18 protein-coding genes are annotated in these 18,391 nt (G+C 57.7%); 13 read left to right on the forward strand and 5 right to left on the reverse strand.

All coding sequences use genetic code 11. The features are described from left to right. The first annotated feature begins 22 nt into the window (after positions 1–22). Genes ACP8J1_RS05000 through ACP8J1_RS05025 form a run of 6 tightly spaced genes read left to right on the forward strand, consistent with a single transcriptional unit; the run spans position 23 to position 5,670 of the window. On the forward strand, positions 23–844 hold the full coding sequence (locus tag ACP8J1_RS05000; RefSeq protein ID WP_023021739.1) for an ABC transporter ATP-binding protein: 822 nt from the start codon (positions 23–25) through the stop codon (positions 842–844). After that, complete coding sequence (locus ACP8J1_RS05005; RefSeq protein WP_023021738.1) at positions 841–1,668, forward strand: NUDIX hydrolase; 828 nt, start codon at positions 841–843, stop codon at positions 1,666–1,668. Before ACP8J1_RS05000 ends, ACP8J1_RS05005 begins: the two co-directional genes overlap by 4 nt. Continuing rightward, positions 1,665–2,798: a THUMP-like domain-containing protein gene (locus ACP8J1_RS05010; protein ID WP_023021737.1), complete on the forward strand. Its 1,134-nt coding sequence runs from the start codon at positions 1,665–1,667 to the stop codon at positions 2,796–2,798. Before ACP8J1_RS05005 ends, ACP8J1_RS05010 begins: the two co-directional genes overlap by 4 nt. Before the next feature lie 24 nt (positions 2,799–2,822). Next, positions 2,823–3,605 carry an electron transfer flavoprotein subunit beta/FixA family protein gene (locus ACP8J1_RS05015; RefSeq protein ID WP_023021736.1) on the forward strand — a complete coding sequence of 261 codons (783 nt, stop codon included), beginning with the start codon at positions 2,823–2,825 and terminating at the stop codon, positions 3,603–3,605. A gap of 8 nt (positions 3,606–3,613) precedes the next feature. Further along, positions 3,614–4,555 (forward strand): electron transfer flavoprotein subunit alpha/FixB family protein, encoded by a 942-nt coding sequence (locus tag ACP8J1_RS05020; protein WP_023021735.1) that lies wholly within the window; start codon positions 3,614–3,616, stop codon positions 4,553–4,555. Further along, positions 4,555–5,670: a cysteine desulfurase family protein gene (locus ACP8J1_RS05025; RefSeq protein WP_023021734.1), complete on the forward strand. Its 1,116-nt coding sequence runs from the start codon at positions 4,555–4,557 to the stop codon at positions 5,668–5,670. Before ACP8J1_RS05020 ends, ACP8J1_RS05025 begins: the two co-directional genes overlap by 1 nt. Here ACP8J1_RS05025 and ACP8J1_RS05030 read toward each other — a convergent pair. Then, a complete protein-coding gene (locus tag ACP8J1_RS05030) occupies positions 5,667–6,614 on the reverse strand; it encodes an HNH endonuclease signature motif containing protein (RefSeq protein WP_232212589.1) in 948 nt (315 codons plus the stop codon). The genes ACP8J1_RS05025 and ACP8J1_RS05030 overlap by 4 nt on opposite strands. A gap of 431 nt (positions 6,615–7,045) precedes the next feature. Between ACP8J1_RS05030 and ACP8J1_RS05035 the strand changes: the two genes are divergently transcribed. Beyond that, positions 7,046–8,206 (forward strand): glycoside hydrolase family 25 protein, encoded by a 1,161-nt coding sequence (locus ACP8J1_RS05035; RefSeq protein ID WP_023021732.1) that lies wholly within the window; start codon positions 7,046–7,048, stop codon positions 8,204–8,206. Here ACP8J1_RS05035 and ACP8J1_RS05040 read toward each other — a convergent pair. Beyond that, the gene (locus tag ACP8J1_RS05040) at positions 8,187–9,023 is read right to left on the reverse strand and encodes a spermidine synthase (RefSeq protein ID WP_023021731.1); all 837 of its coding nucleotides are present in this window, start codon (positions 9,021–9,023) and stop codon (positions 8,187–8,189) included. The two genes, ACP8J1_RS05035 and ACP8J1_RS05040, sit on opposite strands and share 20 nt — an antisense overlap. Positions 9,024–9,117: 94 nt before the next feature. On the opposite strand from ACP8J1_RS05040, the gene mnmA reads away from it, so the two are divergent. Beyond that, positions 9,118–10,203 (forward strand): tRNA 2-thiouridine(34) synthase MnmA, encoded by a 1,086-nt coding sequence (mnmA, locus tag ACP8J1_RS05045; RefSeq protein ID WP_023021730.1) that lies wholly within the window; start codon positions 9,118–9,120, stop codon positions 10,201–10,203. 24 nt (positions 10,204–10,227) lie between these two features. Continuing rightward, a complete protein-coding gene (locus ACP8J1_RS05050) occupies positions 10,228–11,121 on the forward strand; it encodes a uroporphyrinogen decarboxylase/cobalamine-independent methonine synthase family protein (protein WP_369707470.1) in 894 nt (297 codons plus the stop codon). Here ACP8J1_RS05050 and ACP8J1_RS05055 read toward each other — a convergent pair. Further along, entirely contained in the window at positions 11,118–12,239 is a 1,122-nt protein-coding gene (locus ACP8J1_RS05055) for an ATP-binding protein (RefSeq protein ID WP_023021728.1), read from the reverse strand. The genes ACP8J1_RS05050 and ACP8J1_RS05055 overlap by 4 nt on opposite strands. A 78-nt stretch (positions 12,240–12,317) precedes the next feature. Next, positions 12,318–12,989 (reverse strand): 3'-5' exonuclease, encoded by a 672-nt coding sequence (locus ACP8J1_RS05060; RefSeq protein ID WP_023021727.1) that lies wholly within the window; start codon positions 12,987–12,989, stop codon positions 12,318–12,320. 45 nt (positions 12,990–13,034) lie between these two features. On the opposite strand from ACP8J1_RS05060, the gene ligA reads away from it, so the two are divergent. Next, positions 13,035–15,104, forward strand: a complete 2,070-nt coding sequence (ligA, locus tag ACP8J1_RS05065; protein ID WP_084538702.1) for an NAD-dependent DNA ligase LigA — start codon at positions 13,035–13,037, stop codon at positions 15,102–15,104. Between the two features lie 10 nt (positions 15,105–15,114). On the opposite strand, the gene ACP8J1_RS05070 is transcribed toward ligA, so the two are convergent. Continuing rightward, complete coding sequence (locus ACP8J1_RS05070) at positions 15,115–15,774, reverse strand: ACT domain-containing protein (RefSeq protein ID WP_023021725.1); 660 nt, start codon at positions 15,772–15,774, stop codon at positions 15,115–15,117. A gap of 204 nt (positions 15,775–15,978) precedes the next feature. On the opposite strand from ACP8J1_RS05070, the gene gatC reads away from it, so the two are divergent. The 3 genes from gatC to ACP8J1_RS05085 all read left to right on the forward strand — a co-directional run bounded on the left by gatC (position 15,979) and on the right by ACP8J1_RS05085 (position 18,344). Next, on the forward strand, positions 15,979–16,275 hold the full coding sequence (gene gatC, locus ACP8J1_RS05075; RefSeq protein ID WP_034656449.1) for an Asp-tRNA(Asn)/Glu-tRNA(Gln) amidotransferase subunit GatC: 297 nt from the start codon (positions 15,979–15,981) through the stop codon (positions 16,273–16,275). Then, positions 16,276–17,763 carry an Asp-tRNA(Asn)/Glu-tRNA(Gln) amidotransferase subunit GatA gene (gatA, locus tag ACP8J1_RS05080; RefSeq protein WP_023021723.1) on the forward strand — a complete coding sequence of 496 codons (1,488 nt, stop codon included), beginning with the start codon at positions 16,276–16,278 and terminating at the stop codon, positions 17,761–17,763. Between the two features lie 86 nt (positions 17,764–17,849). Beyond that, the gene (locus tag ACP8J1_RS05085; protein ID WP_023021722.1) at positions 17,850–18,344 is read left to right on the forward strand and encodes an META domain-containing protein; all 495 of its coding nucleotides are present in this window, start codon (positions 17,850–17,852) and stop codon (positions 18,342–18,344) included. Positions 18,345–18,391: the final 47 nt, after the last annotated feature.

Genomic DNA, 18,391 nt, shown 5'->3' on the forward strand with positions numbered 1-18,391 from the left:
GGCAAAGAATAAATCAGTCACAATGGAGGGCGTGAACGACGTAACTCCTACAGATCAAGATTGGCTCGTAGATTTTCGCGGCGTCGAGTTGCGCCGCGGCGGCAAGACCCTCGTTGGTCCTGTGGACTGGCAGGTGGAACTCGATGAGCGCTGGGTCATTATTGGCCCCAATGGCGCGGGTAAGACCTCGCTAGTGCGCATGGCCGCGGCCGAAGAATTCCCTTCAAAGGGCACCGCCTTTCTGATGGGGGAGCAGATCGGCAAAACTGATATGCGCGATCTGCGCGCGCTCATCGGCATCTCCTCCGCTGCAGTGCAATCGCGAATCCCCGAAAATGAGCGCGTGGACGATCTCGTCGTCTCCGCAGGCTATGCAGTGCTGGGCCGCTGGCGGGAGGAATATCAGGACATGGACTTCTCCCGCGCTGATGAGATTTTGGCCCAGGTAGGTGCAACCCACCTGAAAGAGCGCACCTGGGGAACATTATCAGAGGGCGAAAAGAAGCGCGTCGTCCTCGCCCGCGCACTCATGACTAACCCAGAGCTGCTCATCCTAGACGAGCCTTCCGCCGGAATGGACCTGGGAGGCCGCGAAGACCTGGTGGGATACCTCGGCGATCTAGCCATGGATCCAGATGCCCCAGCCATCATCATGATCACCCACCACGTGGAGGAGATCCCATACGGATTTACCCACGCCATGCTGCTGGATGAGGGTAAGGTAGTGGCAAAAGGTCTGATTAATTCAGTCCTCACCTCAGAAAACCTGACTCGCGCCTTCCACCAGCCCATTCAGGTGGACCGCATTGGACAGCGATACTTCGCCCGCCGAGCTTCTCTATGACCAACCCTTTTCATGACCGTATCGATGCCGTTGACGCCAGCGATACCACCGGCTTTAACGGTGGGCGCTTGGCGGCAACCGTCCTGCTCCTACGGGACGGCGTCGATGGTCTTGAAGTATGGGTACAAGAGCGCGTGCACACCATGCACAATTACCCGGGGCATTCGGTCTTTCCCGGCGGCGGCGTAGACCCACGCGACTTTCCACCGCGTTCCTGGGACTCGGGCGAGCTATGGGCCGGAAAATCCGTCATCTCCATGGCCCGACGGATGGGCGTAACAAAGTACAAAGCGCACGCCCTAGTATTCGCCGCTGCCCGAGAGCTCTTTGAGGAAGCCGGCACCCTCTTTGCCATCCGCGAAGACGGAATTGTCTCCAATGCACGGCGGTATCACAAGGAGCGAAAACTACTCGAGAGCCACACCATTTCCTTTACCGAATTCCTCAGCAATAACGGCATGCGTGTCGACGCCGATATGCTCCTTCCCTGGGCCCGGTGGGTAGGAAAGGGAAAAAGCCACTGGTTCGACACTTTCTTTTTCGTCGGGGTGCTGCCTTCTGGCCAAGAACCCGATGGGGATACCGACGAGGCGGACGATGCCGGATGGTTTTCTCCCCAGCTCATCTTGGACGGCTGGCGCGCCGGGCTGGTGCGCCTAGTCATTCCTACTTGGGCGCAGATGCAAAGGCTGAGCAGATACTCCTCGGTTCAAGAAGTCCTCGATGATGCGTCCTTTTCTGACCTGCGCCCTGTTATCGGGGATCCGCGCGAGGACCCTCGTTACCGCGAATTCTTTTCCACCACCCCTTTAGACCGCATATGAGTTATACCCCCGCAGAAGTCAGCTTCTTGATTGAGCACCACGAGGAAATTGCTCACCTCGATCTCGCCTTGACCAAGGCTTCTCGGCTTAAAGACACCGAAGTCTTGAAAGAGAAGTTCGGCGACTATGGACGCGCAGTCATGGAACTGGTGACCGCACGTAGTTCGGGCAAGCTTCCCAGTGATTGGCTGATGGACGCCGACTCAGCCCAACAAGCAACCCCCGTCGAGGTTGCGGCATACCGGGCGGAGTTTCTTGCAGAGCAGGGGGTGAGCAGCGTCCACGACATCACCTGCTCCATCGGTACGGAAGGTCTAGATTCTCCGCTCGACTACTTTGGCTCAGACTTGGACGAGTCGCGCGTGAGAATGGCGAGGCACAATCTTTCTTCGACCAAGATCTTTCGCGCTGATGCGCTCACCACTACAACGACTGCCGATGTCCTCCTTGCAGATCCCGCCCGTCGCGCCGGAGGTAGAAGAATCACCCGGCCGGAGGATCTCGTGCCACCGCTTCCAGAGGTCGTCGACAAGCATCGCGGCAAGGAATTGGCCATTAAGTGTGCACCCGGCCTTGATTTCAGCGAATGGAACGGCCTTGTTACCGTCGCAAGCGTCGACGGCGGAGTAAAAGAAGCCTGCCTTTATACCCCAGGCCTAGGAACCGGCCGAAGGGCAGTAATGATTCGTGGACACAAGCTAGACGTCCTCGATGATAAAGAAACAAACCTGCCCGAGGCCGGAGAGATTGGTAGCTACCTCATTGACCCGGACGGTGCCATTGTGCGCTCCGGCTTGGTGCGGCATTACGCGGCACGGGAAGGGTTGCACCAAATCGATGAGCGCATCGCGTACCTTACAGGGGAGAGGATTCCGGAGGGAACCTCGGGTTTTCCATTCATAGAAAAAGTACCCCTAAAGAGATTAAAATCCGTACTTAAATCCTATGACGCGGGGAGCTTGGAAATCCTCGTGCGCGGGGTAGAAGTGGACCCTGACCAGCTGCGGAAGAAGATGAAGCTCAAGGGGAAGAAGCCTTTTGCGGTAATCATTACGCGAATTGGCGCACAAGGAATCGCCTTGCTGTGCAAACCCCGAGTATCATCGTCCGAGGATAATTACGCAACATAAATATATCGGAAAGGTGAGTGCCCAATGCCAACTATCGTGGCTCTGGTCAAACACGTGCCGGATACGTGGTCTACCAAGTCTTTGGAAGATGACCACACCCTGGATCGCACCTCCGTGGATAACGTCATTGATGAGGTTAATGAGTATTCCGTGGAACAAGCCCTGCGCCTGCGCGACGACAACCCGGATGCGGGTTATAAGGTAGTAGCGCTGACCATGGGGCCGGCCCAGGCAGACGAAGCATTGCGCAAGGCACTGGCTATGGGTGCCGATGACGCGGTGCTTGTCTCCGATGATTCGCTGGCGGGAGCGGATGCGCTGTCGACCGCATGGACTCTCAACGCTGCGCTGAACAAGCTTGACGACGTCCAATTGATCACCGCTGGCACCGAGGCCTCCGATGCCTCGACCGGCCTACTTACTGGATTGCTCGCCGAATACCGCCAGCTGCCTGCCCTTACCGGGCTGCACAAGGTAGAGCTGGCGGGCGGCACGCTGCGTGGCACGCGAGATGATGCGCGTGGCACCTGGGAACTAGAAGCGCCGCTGCCTGCAATTGTTTCTGTGAACGATAAGAGCGACAAGCCGCGCTTCCCTAACTTCAAGGGATTGATGGCCGCTAAGAAGGCGGAAATCACTACTTTCTCCTTAGCTGATTTGGGAATTGAGGCAATTGCGCCCACTACCTCCGTTTCGGCCGCCGAAAAGCGCCCACCGCGCACCGCTGGCGAGGTTATTTCTGAGCCCAACCCGCAAGACGCAGCGAAGAAGATCGCTGACTTCCTAGCCGCAAAGAACTTGATTTAGGAGTCGATATGTCTCACGTTTACGTATTAGTTGAGCACGATGCGGAAAAAGTCCTTCCCGTTACCGGAGAACTGATTACGGCCGCGCGCGAATTGGGTACGGTGTCTGCAGTGGTCGTCGGCAAGCAGGCAGATAAGTTCGATGCTGACCTTGCCGCCCTTGGCGCCGCGCAGGTGGTCCAAGCAACGGCCGAAGACTATGACCAGCGCCTCCTGATTCCAGAAGTCGATGCCTTGCATGCTCTCGGCGCCGCGAACCCCGCACCTATCGTGCTGGCCGCAACTCCCGCCAATAACGAGATTGCCGGCCGCCTAGCTGCCCGCCTCGCTTCCGGCGCACTGGTCAATGTCAGCGGCATCGCCGCTGATGGTTCCGCCCAGATGACCATTTTTGGTGGCTCCTATGAGACTACCTCTACCGCTACCGGCCAGTGCCCGATCTATACGCTGCGCCCAGGCGCGGTAGAGGCCGCACCACAGCAGGTGGAAGCGCAACCAGCCCCGATGCCGTTGCCGGCCGCTACTGGCAAAGATGTCAAGGTAACTTCCTTTACCCCTGCCCGGAAATCTGCACGTCCGGAAATTACCGAAGCCAAGGTGGTCGTCGCTGGCGGCCGGGGCGTGGGTGATGAATTCGGTGATGTTGTCGAGCCGCTTGCCGACGCCCTCGGCGCCGCAGTCGGCGCTACCCGCGATGCGGTAGACGAAGGCTTCTATGACGCTGCCTATCAGATCGGCCAGACTGGCGTTACCGTTTCGCCTGAGCTCTACATCGGTTTGGGCATCTCCGGCGCTATCCAACACACCTCCGGCATGCAGACCTCTGGCACTATTGTGGTGGTCAACCAGGACCAGGATGAGCCATTTTTCCAGATCGCGGACCTTGGCGTTGTGGGCGACCTCCATGAAATCGCCCCAGCCTTGACCGAGGAACTGAAGGCACGTCAGTAATGCCGCATTATTTTGACTACGCTGCTACCCAGCCGATGCGCCAGAGCGCGATTGACGCGTGGGTAGCTGCGGCTGGCTCCCTGAACTCCGGCGCGCAGTATGGTTCCGGCCGCAAGGCTCGGTCTGTGCTCGATGATGCCCGCGAGAAGGTTGCTTCACTCCTCGGCTGCGAGCCAATCGAGGTGATTTTCACTTCTTCTGGCACAGAGGCAGACAATATCGCCATTCAGGGACTTTATGCGGCCGGTAAAACAAACCGCATAGTTTCCACCGATATTGAGCATCCCGCCGTGCGCGCTACCGTGGCTAAGCTGCACAATTCGGGTGCTGCCGTCGAGATTCTTCCTGTCGATCGCTCCGGACACATAGCAGACCTGTCGGCTCTAGACACGCTTGCCGACGTCGCTACCTGCATGTGGGCCAATAACGAAACCGGCGCCATTCAACCCATCGAAGATATTGCCGCCCGAGCCAGCGCAGTGGGTACACCGGTACACGTTGATGCCGTGCAAGCGGTAGGAAAGGTTCCCATCGACTTTTCCCACCTAGGGATCACCAGCCTTGCAGCTAGCGCCCACAAGTTCGGCGGTCCCCGCGGCATTGGCCTACTTCTAGCCAAGCGGAGTCCCTCACCCCAACCCATTGCCTATGGCGGTGGGCAGGAGCGCGGAATTCGTCCTGGAACTGTCGACGTCGCTGGTGCTTCCGGTCTAGCAGCGGCTTTGGAGGAATCCGTCGCGGAAATTTCTACTCAAGGTGAGCGGATTTCCGCGCTTCGCAATAAGCTCCGCGATGGAATTCTCGCCACCATTGACAATGCAGTCATCAATTCCACTGAACCGTGTTTGCCTTCTCACTTGCACTTCTCTTTCCCTGGTGCAGATGGCGATAGCCTCATCATGCTGCTAGATTCCCTGCAGATTGAGGCCTCAACCGGCAGCGCCTGTAGCGCAGGTGTAAACCGCATGTCTCACGTTCTGGAAGCGATGGGAGTAAGCGAGGCTGAAGGAATCGGTTCCTTGCGCTTTACGCTAGGCCGGCTTACTTCGGAAGAAGATGTCGATTACGTGTTGGCTCATCTTCCCGAGGTAATCTCCCGAGCCCGATCCGTCTAGCTTTCATTCCTTTCCTTCGCCGCTGCCCGTCGGGCGGCGATAGCTTGGCCCACCGTTAGCGCCCAGTTCTTGTTCTTGGGTGCTAGCGGTCCTTGGGGCTCGTCATATTCCCAGCGCCCATCATCAAACAGCCACACAATGTCCCCAGTGTGCGGATCCATGATATAAAAAGCACCGCCGTCAGTCTTGACGTTATGGTGGTGCTGGCATAGTGAAGCCAAATTGCTCCCTGCAGTTTTCCCTCCCCGAGCATGGTCAATGCGGTGGTCTTTCTGGCAGCTTTCCGCAGGGCGGTAGCACCCCGGCCAGCGGCACACCCCATCGCGGCCTTCCACATAGGCGCCTATGAGCGGGGGAGTAACGTAGCTTTCGCTTTCCATTTCTTTGGCTAAGTCCATGTCTCGCGTCTGAGCGGGGCGCAGGTTATCCGCGGTCTCTGGGCTTACCCATCCGAATCCCCGGATAAACGCGGGTGCAGACTCCTGATCATGGGCGCGATACATATGCAGAACTACCTTAATCCGAGACTCAATTTCACCCAGAATCAATTTGGCCAGTGCTTCTGCCTTGGAAAGGCCATGTTCCTCGGCGGCTTTGCTGATGTGTTCGTCGATAGCTATAAGGGTAGTTTCGTCAAATTCAACTGCTAGCCCGGCTTTGCCACCGAAGCTGGAGTAGGTGAAATAGGTGTTATTCTTCGTGGGAGCCTCTTTGTTTTCTTCGGTGGATGGGTTTTCAATAGCAATGAGGCCATTGAGTTTTCGCCGTAAATTCGTGTTGGAGGGTAGTACCTGTCCCGGCTTCGAGGGGGTCAAATAACGAGATAGTTCTTGGTCTATCCTCTCGAGGGTTTCCGCAGGGACATCACCGAGCTTGCTAAGTACGGCGTCGATAGTAATGAGGCGAGAGAAATCCAGGAAGTAGTAGGTTTCCTGCAGGGCCATTGTTAGAGGTAACTCAGCCAGCCGGTAGAGCGCCATGGTTATATCGCGCGTGCGCCGCTCACTCAATCCCGTACGGGTGGCAAGGGTATGGCAAGTAATGTCGAAATCGTCTTCTAAGTCTGGTTTGGCGTCTTTCCAGAAAAGGTAATCTTGCTTTCTGATTTCGGTAGCTTTAACTGCTAATGGATCTTTAGGATCATTGACTATGTAATAGGCTTCCAAAATTATTTCCCCCGAATATTAGAACTGCTGAACTAATCTTCAGGGTGTCTATCTTACGCTGTGGGTGCGCCCGCCACAAGAGGGGAGGCAAAAATATGTTCTAAATGGTGAAATTGCCTACGGTGACAGGAATAGAAGAAAAGAAAATTATCTCAAGTGGCGCGTGTTAAAGATGTTGATAGAGTGAAACCATTGTTAGACTCACGCGCATGACTTCAAAGAAGGCACTCCGAAAGAGTATTACTGCGGTAGTTACCGTGGCTGCACTAGCTATTAGTGGTACCGCTGTTGCCCAGGCGGTGAGCTTTGGCGCCCCTAAGGGCGTGGACGTTGCGGCACACCAGCACCCGGGCGGCACGCCCATCGATTGGTCTAAGGTACGTACTGACGGTCAGTCTTTTGCATTTGTAAAAGCAACTGAGGGTGGGGATTGGGTAAATCCGCACTACGTCGAAGATGTTCAGGCCGCCCACGCTGCCGGCCTTAAGACAGGCGCATATCACTACGCTCGTCCATCGACTGACGCCAAAACGCAAGCGGCGAACTTTGCCGCGCAGATTGCGCTGGCGCCAGATCAGACATTGCCTCCCGCACTCGATATCGAGGTGGATGAAGGTAAATCCGCGGCCCAGTTGGAGCAGTGGATCGAAGAATTTACCAGCGAGCTCAAGCGCCTTACCGGCCGCACTCCCATGATCTACACCTACAAGTACTTCTGGATGGGGCAGATGAATAACTCCCAGAAGTTCTCGGATATGCCGTTGTGGCTTGCGGCCTATCAGGATCAGGCGCCCGAGGCCGTGGGTGGCTGGAAGAAGCTATCCTTCTGGCAGCGTTCTGGCTCCGGCAAAGTGGCAGGAATTCCTACCGACGTTGATATGAACCTTTTTAATGGTTCCAAGCAGCAGCTGCAGTCCTTTAGCGATGGAAATTATGTGGATGTCGGCGGCGCGCTCGAACAGCTCGTGGTGGGCGATGGCGTTGACCTAAGCTCGGACAGCACGCCGCTTATCGGCGCTATCCTAGCCCTCGCAGCAGGACTGATTGCGATACCACAGCTTGTCGACGCCGCCGAAAAGTCCGGCCTTGACCCCCAAGCAGCGCAAGGTCTAGCAGGCTTCGTGAAGACCTTGCAGGACAAGGATGCCCTCCCAGTAGAAGATCTGGGTGATATGGCAAAGGGGAACTTCTCTGTCAGTGACCTAGCAATCCTGTTGGACAATGCCGGTCACGTGAACAACGTTAAGTCTGGCAATGTCTCCGAGTCCGAAGTTTCGGAGGCTAAGAACGCGGCCAAGAAGGCTGGCGCTGATGTTCCCGATTTCGATGCGGGCCAAGTAGCCACGCTACTTAATCGCGTGCTGCAGTAGCACCAGCGAAAAACGCGCGGGTCCACGCCTCGTCCTTGTAGTGGGCAGGCACCGCCCCGCCAAGGAGTGCCTTAGCCAGCTGAGCGGCTTCAATGGAGCCCTCGGCTGGCATTTCTGTATCCGAGGCTATAAGGATGATGTTTCCGTAGCGCCGGCCTTTAAGCATTGGTGGGTCCGCGATGACCGCGAGGTGGTCAAAAACCTTGCTTAGTCCGGCCAGTTCGCTTTTTGCTAGCTGCAGATCAGAATGGTCTCCGCAATTGGCAATATAGAGTCCACCTGGCTCTAGTGCCTGCTTTGCAGCCTGGAAGAACTCCACGGTGGTGAGGCTAGCCGGAGTCTTATCGCCAGCAAATACATCACGGATGATGATGTCGCGGCTGGCGGGCAGGAACCCCTCGGTTTCTTTGCGTGCTTCGCCGGCGCGGATCTTCACGGTAGGGGAACGGGGGACGTCGAAAAGCGTACGCACCAATTCCCCCAGTTTGGCGTCGAGTTCGACCACCGTGTGGCGGCTACCCGGGAGCTTGCTGGCAAAATAGCGTGGAAGGGAGCAGCCTGCGCCACCTAGGTGGGTGACACGCAGCTTATTCGCTGGCCGAGTATTGAGGTGTTCGACGGCCGCTGCAATCCAACGCATGTATTCGAACTCCAATTCTTCTGGCTCGCCCAGCACGATGTGGCTACTCGGCACGCCGTTAACGTTGAGGATATAGGCTCCATCGCGGAACTCATCCGCCACAACCTCGGCTGTTCCGGTCGAGATTTCGTAGGTGCCGATGATTCCTTGTTCGGTGGAGGCTCGCTTTCTTCCCATGTGACACAAGCTTAGGGAATGGATTCGATTTAAACCGCGTTGGGGCTAGGGAGTAGACTTTCGGGCCTGTAGTCAAGGTGAATTGGGGAGCGAGATGCGAGTATTGGTTGCCATGTCCGGCGGCGTGGACTCATCTGTTGCCGCCGCCCGGGCGGTAGAAGCTGGCCATGAGGTGATTGGCGTTCACCTCGCCCTGCACAAGGACGCGCAGCAAACCAGAGAGAAAGCGCGCGGTTGCTGCTCGCTGGAGGATTCAGCCGATGCTCGCCGCATCTGCGATAAGTTGGGCATCCCCTTCTATGTGTGGGATTTTTCGGAGGAATTTAGAGAAGAAGTCATCACGGACTTCGTGGATTCCTATGCTCGCGGCGAGACACCTAATCCTTGCTTGCGCTGCAACGAGAAGATTAAGTTCCGAGCACTGCTACAAAAGGGCATGGCGCTTGGCTTCGATGCTGTGGCGACGGGTCACTATGCCACCATTGACGAAAACGGCTACATGCGCCGTTCTTTGGATGAGAATAAGGATCAGTCTTATGTCCTGGGCGTCATCTCGGCCGAAGAGCTGGAGCACTGCTTTTTCCCGATTGGAGATACCCCGAAGCCGCAGATCCGTGAAGAGGCCGCGGCGCATGGCTTTTCCACCGCGAAGAAGCCGGATTCCTATGATATTTGCTTCATTCCCGACGGCAACACTCAGGCATTTTTGGGCGCTCGCATCGGGCTTCGCCCTGGCCTGATCGTGGATCAGGAGGGCACGGAGCTTAAAGAGCACGATGGTGCATGGAACTACACCATCGGTCAGCGAAAGGGCCTAGACATCAAGGCGCCGGCTGCCGACGGCCGTCCCCGCTACGTCACCGACATCGATGCTTCTACGGGCACGGTGACCGTCGGTGCCCGCGAGGACTTGGCCGTGACCTCAATTCAAGCTGACCGCCTGAAGTACCTTCACCCAGCCATGGATGGGGACTTCGAGTGCGAGGTTCAGGTGCGTGCGCATGGTTCCGTGGTGCCTTGTGTCGCGCACGTCGACCGCGATGCGGATGAGATGCGCCTTGAGCTTAAGGAACCGCTTTCCGGCGTGGCTCGTGGCCAGGCGGCGGTGCTGTATTTGCCGTCGCCAGACGAGCTTGGCGATATCGTTATCGGGTCCGGCACCATTTGCGGGACGGCCTAGATGGCCGGCTTTGCACTTGGCCCCATGCCCGGCACTTCCGTAGCGGAGGCGGCGGACATCATAATCAGTGAGACTGACCTTCCCGCTATCCCGCAGCTTCCTGATAGGGGACTCGGCTCCGATGCGGTTGGGCGTACGGCCAGCATGCTCGAAGCCATCAATATCGATCGTGGTCCGCGGTCGTGGCGCATGACTGCGCGTCCGCAGCTTTTGACGCGGCGGACCTGGGATCGCTTAGAACGCGACCTCGATGAGGTTCAGGGGGTCTGGGGCGAGACGGTTTCCCACATTAAGGTGCAAGCCTTGGGGCCCTGGTCTTTGGCGGCGAGCATCGAGCTCTCCGATGGCCACCGCGTGTTCACTGACTCTAGCGCTTTCGCAGAGCTTTCCGACGCCCTCTTACACGGCCTCCACACCCATGCCCACGATGTGGCAAGCCGTTTCCACGGCGAGGTGCACGTACAACTCGATGAACCGCTACTGGCAGATATCATTGCTGGCCGGATTCCCGGGACTACTGATTTTGACTCGATACCAGCGGTCCCAGAGGAAGTCGTCCTAGAAAGCCTTTTAGCGTTTGAGGCCGACTATGTGCATGCTGCGCCTATTTGGTCGGTGGCGCGCGCAGCGAAGACTTTTTTGGTTGATTCGCGCTTTCGCCAGCAGCTTTCCACCCCACAGCACTATGACGGATTGGGCGAGCACCTCAGTGCGGGCTACCGCATCGGCTTGGGCATTCTCGGCAAAGATGCGAGGGAGGAAGCAATCGCCCTAGCTTCCCACCTTGATCGCATAGGTATGCCGCGCGAGCTATTGGTCGACCACTTCGATGTTTTTCCCAGTGCGGCTTCGGCTAGTTCGCTTCGTTCTGTCACTGAGACCGCCGACATCCTCGTCCGGGACGCCGGCGATCTTTAATCGACACGCCCGCGGCTATCCGTGGCGGTGAAGTATTCGCCCATATAAGGGATGACGTAGCGCAGTTTGCCGTGTGCGGTGGGTTCGATCAGGTCGGCGTCGATAAGCCGCTGGCGAGTGGCGGACAAGGATCGTACAGTGCGGTCCATGTGTCCTGCTATGTCGGCGATGGTGGCCACGCCGTCTAGCTCCACTGCGGCCATTGCTTCCAAAAACTCCCGCTGTGCCGGTGGCAAGGTCAACGTCGCAGGCTGGTGTACCTGCGCGCCCATAATTGAAATCGCATCTGGAGCTATCGAGGCAATCGTCTCCTGAGAAATGCCACTTTCTTGGTTCTGGCGACTGCGCTCCCATGCCAGCGAGCCAACCAATTGCACGAGGTACGGGTAGCCGCGCGTAAGCGCTGCGGCGTCCCTAGTCGCCTCGGGGCTAAACTCTAACCCCGAGCCAGACGCTGTGTGCTCTAGAGCCTGCTGCGAATTGGCCGGAGACAGCGGTCCTAAGACGAACTTCTGGGCCCGGCGCAGAAACGTCACCCCGGGCAAATCCAATAGGTGGTTGACCCCTTGGGGAAGGCCGGCGGCTACCAAAGCGATATCAATTTCATCGCGCACCAGGTCTTGGTAGGCCACGGCGATGGTGGTGAGTTCATCGACATCGGCGTCTTGCACCTCGTCGATGGTAAGCAGGATTCCGGTGCCTTTTAGCTCTGTGGAAAGCTCACGCAGGCGAGTATTCAGCGTGGGGGTGAAGCGATCTTCCTTTTGATGGTCGAAGCCGATTGATCCCACGCCGCCGATGCCGATGCGGCTGACCTTCTTTTTGTCGCTCGGAGAGAGTTGTTCAAGCAGCCTGGGGATGGTGGTATTGACCAGTTCCTCGACCATGGTGGAGCGCCCTGAGGCGCGTAGCGTTACCCACCCTCGGGCCTCGGCGATGTCCTCCAACTCGTTGATGAGAACAGTCTTGCCGATGCCCCTTGCACCGCTGAGCACCATGGAGCGGGAAGCATTGCCTGCCGAGCCATCGAGCGCAGTTCGGAAGCTATCGAGCACGATACCGCGCCCGACCCAGAACAGGGGAGGAGCGCCGAATGTAGGGCGGAACGGATTTTCCATAACGCTAGTGTAACCCTTGTTATCGGAGATTTGGGAGACTTTTAGCCGTACTTGGAGATCTAGGAGATTTGGGAGACTTTATCCGATGAGGGGCCATGCAGTCGAGACATCCGAGGCATCGCGGCCCTTGCCCTCTAGGTATTTCTTAAATGCAGTCCGATCCTCGTACCACTTGACCGCCTGGAATTCCATGAGCTCGTTTTCATCCATCTGCGCCAAGTTGGGGTAGTGCTGGCGTACCTGTTTCCAAGCGACGCGGGCGGCTGCGAGGGCGTCGGCAGTAGCTTCGTGGGCGTTGCCCAACTCGACGCCGTAGTGCTCGCACACGGCGCCAAGGGTGCGCTTGCCCTTGCGCCACTTATCACTGACGCGGTCGATTACATAGGGGTCATAGACTGGGCCGGTGACCGTGAAATCGCCGGTGAGGCTCCGCAGCACGGTGAGATCAAAAGCAGCGTTGTAGACAATGAGCGTTAGACCATCCTCCCAGGCGGCCTTGATGGCCTCGACTGTATCCTTCAGAACCTCTTCGTGCGGTCGGCCCTCGGCGCGGGCCTTTTCGGTAGTGATGCCATGCACGTTGGTCGCTTCCTCCGGGATCTCGATTCCGGGATCGGCGAGGTGCTCCACCTTTTGTACATCGCGGCCATCAATGCGGACTAAGGCAGAGGTGACGATGCGGGCTTCTTTGGGATTGGCCGAGGTGGTCTCAAGGTCGAAGGCGAGCATGTGGGAGGCGTCGAAAGTCATGATCAATACCTTAGTAGCTAGCCCCGACACGAGGGATAGCTACACTTGAGCAGCGTGACTAATCCAGTTGATCTGCACCGTGAATGGAATGACCTTGCGCAGGAAGTGCGCCGCCACCGCAACCTGTACTACAACGGTGAGCCGGCTATTCCCGACGCCGACTTTGATGCCCTCTTCCAACGCCTTCTTGCACTCGAAGAAGAACATCCTGAGCTTGCCGTGCCTGATTCACCTACCCAGCAGGTGGGTGCTGCACCGAGCGCCGGTGAGGATATTGAACACCTTGAGCGCATGATGAGCTTGGACAATGTCTTTAGCGCTGGCGAGATGCAGGATTGGCTCGAAAGAACCCCAGCAAAGACTTATCTCACTGAGCTCAAGATTGATGGCTTGTCTATCGATTTGGTCTATCGCAATGGGCGCCTGACCACCGCCGCGACCCGTGGCGATGGCACGGTGGGCGAAGACATCACTGCTAATGCACGCGTGATTGAAGACATTCCGCATGAGCTCAAGGGGACAGATGAATACCCGGTCCCAGAGCTGATCGAGATTCGCGGCGAAGTCTATATGCGCCCCGAGGATTTTGAAGAAATCAATGAGGAGCGCGCGGCCGATGGCAAGGAAAAGTTTGCTAATCCGCGCAATGCCGCGGCAGGTGGACTGCGCATGAAGGATCCCGCCGAGGTGAAAAAGCGCCGCCTGAAAATGGTGTGTCACGGCCTAGGCGCGCGCGAGGGATTTTCACCCACCTCCCAACATGATGCCTATAAGGCAATTGCGGCTTGGGGGCTGCCCGTTTCCCCATATACCAAGCAGGTTTACTCGGCTGAGCAGGTCCAGGACGAGGTGGCACATTGGGCAGAACACCGCCACGATGCCATCTTTGAGATGGATGGACTCGTCGTCAAGGTAGATGATTTGGGCTCGCAGCGCGCACTGGGTGCGACTTCCCGCGCCCCGCGCTGGGCCATTGCCTATAAGTATCCACCGGAAGAGGTGACTACAAAGCTTAAGGGCATTGAGGTGGGTGTTGGGCGTACCGGGCGAGTGACCCCGTTTGCCATTATGGAGCCGGTCTTTGTCTCCGGTTCCACAGTGTCCATGGCTACCTTGCATAATCAGTCCGAGGTAAAGCGCAAGGGCGTGCTTATCGGGGATACCGTCATCATTCGCAAGGCGGGCGAGATTATCCCGGAGGTGCTCGGACCAGTGCGCGAGCAGCGCGATGGTAGCGAGTATGAGTGGGCATTCCCGGAGAACTGCCCGGCATGCGGCACGAAGTTGGCCCCACAAAAAGACGGCGACGCGGATTGGCGGTGCCCCAATACCCAATCGTGCCCAGCACAGCTTTCCGCGCGCTTGGAGTATTTGGCCTCGCGCAAGGCACTGGACATTGAGGCCCTGGGCGAGAAGGGGGCAATGGACTTAATTGAAAATGGCATTCTCGTCGACGAATCAGAGCTTTTCGAGCTCACCGAGGAAAAGCTCCTGGCCTCGGACGTCTACACGGCGAAGAAGGATACAAAGGACAAGCGCACCAAAAAAGAAGGAAATGTCAAGGTCAATACGGCCGGACAGAACTTGTTAAAGAATCTGGATGAGGTCAAAGGCCGTGACTTCTGGCGCGTCCTGGTCGCGCTGTCTATTCGCCACGTGGGGCCAATTGCCGCTCGGGCGCTGGCCTCCCGCTATGGATCCATGGAAAAGCTACGCGCAGCCAAAACGGAGGAGCTGGCAGAAGTCGATGGCGTGGGTATGACCATCGCACAATCTTTCCATGATTGGTTCGAAGTGGACTGGCACCGCACTATCGTGGACAAATGGGCTGCCGCAGGGGTGGCTATGGAGGTAGCGGTGGAAGACCACAAGGAGCAGACTCTAGAGGGTCTGACCATCGTGGTGACCGGCAGCTTGGAGAACTTCACCCGTGATTCCGCGAAAGAAGCTATTGTTTCTCGCGGGGGAAAGGCTACCGGTTCGGTCTCGAAGAAGACCTCCTATGTGGTGGCCGGTGAGAACGCGGGCTCCAAGGAGGACAAGGCCCGTGAGCTGGAAATCCCGATTCTCAATGAAGCGGAATTCCAGCAGCTACTAGAAACAGGTGAAGCCTAAATCGGTCCGGCTACTTGAGGAAGCTGCCCAAGATGGTGCCGATGTGACCTAGGTGCTCCACCTCGGAGGCTAGGTAGTCAGGGCCGCCGGTGCGGCCCATGGCTATAACTAGGCCGGTATCGCCGAGCGGGGCGGCGGCCAAGGCGGAATCGAGTAGCGACCAACTTTCCGGGATCCATTCATCACGATCAGGGCTGAGCACGCGGGCGCTTTCCACCTCAATATCGTGAGGTACGGTTCCATCATCTTCGGGGGCGGCATTGGAAGAAGCTACGCGGTGGATGGGCTCGTTATTGTCGATGACGATGCACCACGTGGAGGTTAGAGCCCTTGGGATCGCGGCTACTACCTCTTCCATAGCGGCAGTGACATTCGTGGCATGGGCAACTCGTGCAAGGAGCTCGATTTGCCCGCGGCGGTCTACGCGGCCGCTGAATGGGCGGATGGAGTCGACCTCCACGCCCTCGACGGAGGAGGCGGCGGTGATGAGGACATCGGCCATGGTGCCTTGCGGCAACTCAATGACAATGTCATCCATGACTGTTCCATCGGGAAAGTTTTCTACGATATCGACCGATTGGATATTGCCATCGACGAGTCCAAAGGCGTCGGCAAGCTGGCCCAAGCTGCCAGGAGCATCGGGGAGCAGTACGCGGATCAAAAAGGACATGGTCTTGCACGCTTTCGGTAGTTTGTAGTCCCAGACATGATACGTGCGTCACAGTGCGGGCTTCAAGCAACGCAAATTTGGGGTGACGCGGCAACCGTCGTGGTCGGTGCAGTACCATGGGTCGTTAGCAATTCACATAGTACATGCTGATGGTGAATATTTTTCACCCGCGTGTCAATTATGCAGAAAAAGGATGGAGTTCGCGTGTCTGAGATTTCGCGTGATGAGGTAGCCCACCTCGCCAAGCTTTCCCGCCTGGCCCTGAGTGAGGAAGAGCTAGCCCAGTTCGCAACGCAGATTGATGAAATTGTTGATTCGGTTTCCGCGGTGGGAAACGTTGATACCGAGGGCGTGGAGCCGATGAGCCACCCGCACTCCGTGGACGCCCCGATGCGCGAGGACGTTATTGTGCGCACCCTTACTGCAGAACAGGCCTTGGACCAAGCACCGGCCGTAGAAGAAGAGCGCTTCGTTGTGCCACAGATCCTGGGAGGAGAATAAATGTCTAACCTGACCGTTCCCGCGGAGGGCCTGACCTCCCTGACTGCTGCCGAGCTGGCGGAGAAGATTCACGCCCGTGAAATTACTTCCCGCGAGGTAACCCAGGCATTCCTAGACCGTATTGCGGCGACCAACGAGGAGCTTAACTCCTTCCTGCATGTGGGCGCGGAAGAAGCCCTCGCGGCTGCCGACGCCGTGGATAAGGCACTCGATGCCGGTGAAGAGCCTGCTTCTGGTCTGGCCGGCGTGCCGCTGGCGCTTAAGGACCTGCTGGTTACCACCGATGCGCCGACAACCGCTGCTTCCAAGATGCTGGAGGGCTACGTTTCTCCCTATGACGCTACCGTGACCAAGCGCCTGCGCGAGGCTGGAATCCCCATCCTGGGCAAGACCAACCTGGATGAGTTTGCTATGGGTTCTTCCAATGAGAACTCTGCTTTTGGCCCAGCGCATAACCCTTATGACACGGAGCGCACCCCAGGCGGCTCCGGCGGTGGCACCGCTGCCGCACTCGCCTCTGGTCAGGCGCCGCTTGGCATTGGTACCGATACCGGCGGTTCCATCCGCCAGCCAGCTGCGCTGACCAATACCGTAGGCGTAAAGCCGACCTACGGCACCGTGTCCCGCTACGGTCTTATCGCTGCTGCCTCGTCCCTCGACCAAGCGGGCCCGTGCGGCCGCACTGTCCTCGATACCGCGCTCCTGCACGAGGTCATCGCTGGCCACGATGCTTTCGATGCCACTTCTGTTGATAAGCCGGTAGCGCCGGTTGTCGCCGCTGCACGCGAGGGTGCTAAGGGTGACCTCTCTGGAGTCAAGGTCGGCCTGATTAAGCAATTTGAGCGCGATGGCTGGCAGGAAGGCGTGATGGAGAACTACCACGCCGCCGTTGAGCAGTTGCGCGAGCAGGGTGCGGAAATTGTCGAGGTAGATTGCCCGCACTTCGATGACGCACTGGCTGCGTACTACCTGATCATGCCGTGCGAGGTGTCCTCTAACCTGGCGCGTTTCGATGGCATGCGCTACGGCCTGCGCGCCGGCGATGACGGCTCCCACTCTGCCGAGCAGGTCATGTCCCAGTCTCGTGCAGAAGGCTTTGGCCCGGAGGTCAAGCGCCGCATCATGCTGGGCACTTATGCGCTGTCCGTGGGCTACTACGATGCCTACTATCTGCAGGCGCAGCGCGTGCGTACGCTCATTGCCCAGGACTTTGCTCGCGCCTTCGAGCAGGTTGACGTACTTGTTTCCCCGACCACCCCGACTACCGCGTTCAAGCTGGGGGAGAAGGCCGAGGATCCGATGGCCATGTACAACTTTGACCTGTGCACTCTGCCGCTGAACCTGGCTGGACTGTGCGGCATGTCTGTGCCATCCGGTCTGGCCAGCGATACCAATTTGCCCACCGGTCTGCAGATCATGGCGCCAGCCTTCGAAGATGACCGCCTCTACAAGGTCGGCGCTGCCTATGAAGCTGGCCGCAATAAATAAGCGACTTCCTGTGGGGTCCCTGGCGATTCCATAAAGGTTTATCTACCCCCGTTGAATTTATATTCGGCGGGGGTAAATTATTGGGTATGCATTTCAAGAAGACCGCAATTTTTTCGCTGTCCGCTGTTGCACTCATGGGCGTGGGCGTTGCCAATGCCGCGCAGGTGCCCTCCATTGATCCGGGGTTCAGCATGACCGCGCCGACCAACTCTGGGCTTATTGCCCCGCTGCCGAAGGGCGCGGAGAAGCTGGAGCCTCACATCGAGGGGCAGACCATCACTGGAACTCTCCACTCCATTAAGGAAGAAGGAAAGTTTAGCGTCGAATTTGCCAAGGACCACTCCTTGGTGATGAATGATGGCTGCAATACTTACACCACCACCTACAAGGTGGCTGCGGATGGCACCATCAGCGTCGGCGAGTTTAACTCCACCCGCGCGGCGTGCGATGAGCATACGCAGCAGCTTTCCGACGCCCTGCTCGGCCTCCTTGAGTCCAAGCCTTCCTTCTTTAACCTCCCTGGCGGCACCGTCGCCTTGGGCAGCGAGGAAGCTGCGGCCGAGTTTAGTGTTGCCAAGTAAAAACTCGCAGCACACTAAAACTAAAAATGCGCACCATGTCTTCGGGC

The sequence above is a fragment of the Corynebacterium sp. LaCa_205 genome (assembly GCF_057458085.1).

What these genes read in the sequence shown, in the direction of transcription:
- ACP8J1_RS05070 (WP_023021725.1), bottom strand. Translation starts at nt 15,774, where the DNA reads ATGTCCTTTTTGATCCGCGTACTGCTCCCCGATGCTCCTGGCAGCTTG.
- ACP8J1_RS05085 (WP_023021722.1), top strand. Translation starts at nt 17,850, where the DNA reads ATGCATTTCAAGAAGACCGCAATTTTTTCGCTGTCCGCTGTTGCACTC.
- ACP8J1_RS05055 (WP_023021728.1), bottom strand. Translation starts at nt 12,239, where the DNA reads ATGGAAAATCCGTTCCGCCCTACATTCGGCGCTCCTCCCCTGTTCTGG.
- mnmA (WP_023021730.1), top strand. Translation starts at nt 9,118, where the DNA reads ATGCGAGTATTGGTTGCCATGTCCGGCGGCGTGGACTCATCTGTTGCC.
- ACP8J1_RS05015 (WP_023021736.1), top strand. Translation starts at nt 2,823, where the DNA reads ATGCCAACTATCGTGGCTCTGGTCAAACACGTGCCGGATACGTGGTCT.
- ACP8J1_RS05020 (WP_023021735.1), top strand. Translation starts at nt 3,614, where the DNA reads ATGTCTCACGTTTACGTATTAGTTGAGCACGATGCGGAAAAAGTCCTT.
- ACP8J1_RS05030 (WP_232212589.1), bottom strand. Translation starts at nt 6,614, where the DNA reads ATGGCCCTGCAGGAAACCTACTACTTCCTGGATTTCTCTCGCCTCATT.
- ACP8J1_RS05050 (WP_369707470.1), top strand. Translation starts at nt 10,228, where the DNA reads ATGCCCGGCACTTCCGTAGCGGAGGCGGCGGACATCATAATCAGTGAG.
- ACP8J1_RS05010 (WP_023021737.1), top strand. Translation starts at nt 1,665, where the DNA reads ATGAGTTATACCCCCGCAGAAGTCAGCTTCTTGATTGAGCACCACGAG.
- ACP8J1_RS05040 (WP_023021731.1), bottom strand. Translation starts at nt 9,023, where the DNA reads ATGGGAAGAAAGCGAGCCTCCACCGAACAAGGAATCATCGGCACCTAC.
- gatA (WP_023021723.1), top strand. Translation starts at nt 16,276, where the DNA reads ATGTCTAACCTGACCGTTCCCGCGGAGGGCCTGACCTCCCTGACTGCT.
- ACP8J1_RS05060 (WP_023021727.1), bottom strand. Translation starts at nt 12,989, where the DNA reads ATGACTTTCGACGCCTCCCACATGCTCGCCTTCGACCTTGAGACCACC.
- ACP8J1_RS05035 (WP_023021732.1), top strand. Translation starts at nt 7,046, where the DNA reads ATGACTTCAAAGAAGGCACTCCGAAAGAGTATTACTGCGGTAGTTACC.
- ACP8J1_RS05025 (WP_023021734.1), top strand. Translation starts at nt 4,555, where the DNA reads ATGCCGCATTATTTTGACTACGCTGCTACCCAGCCGATGCGCCAGAGC.
- ACP8J1_RS05005 (WP_023021738.1), top strand. Translation starts at nt 841, where the DNA reads ATGACCAACCCTTTTCATGACCGTATCGATGCCGTTGACGCCAGCGAT.
- ACP8J1_RS05000 (WP_023021739.1), top strand. Translation starts at nt 23, where the DNA reads ATGGAGGGCGTGAACGACGTAACTCCTACAGATCAAGATTGGCTCGTA.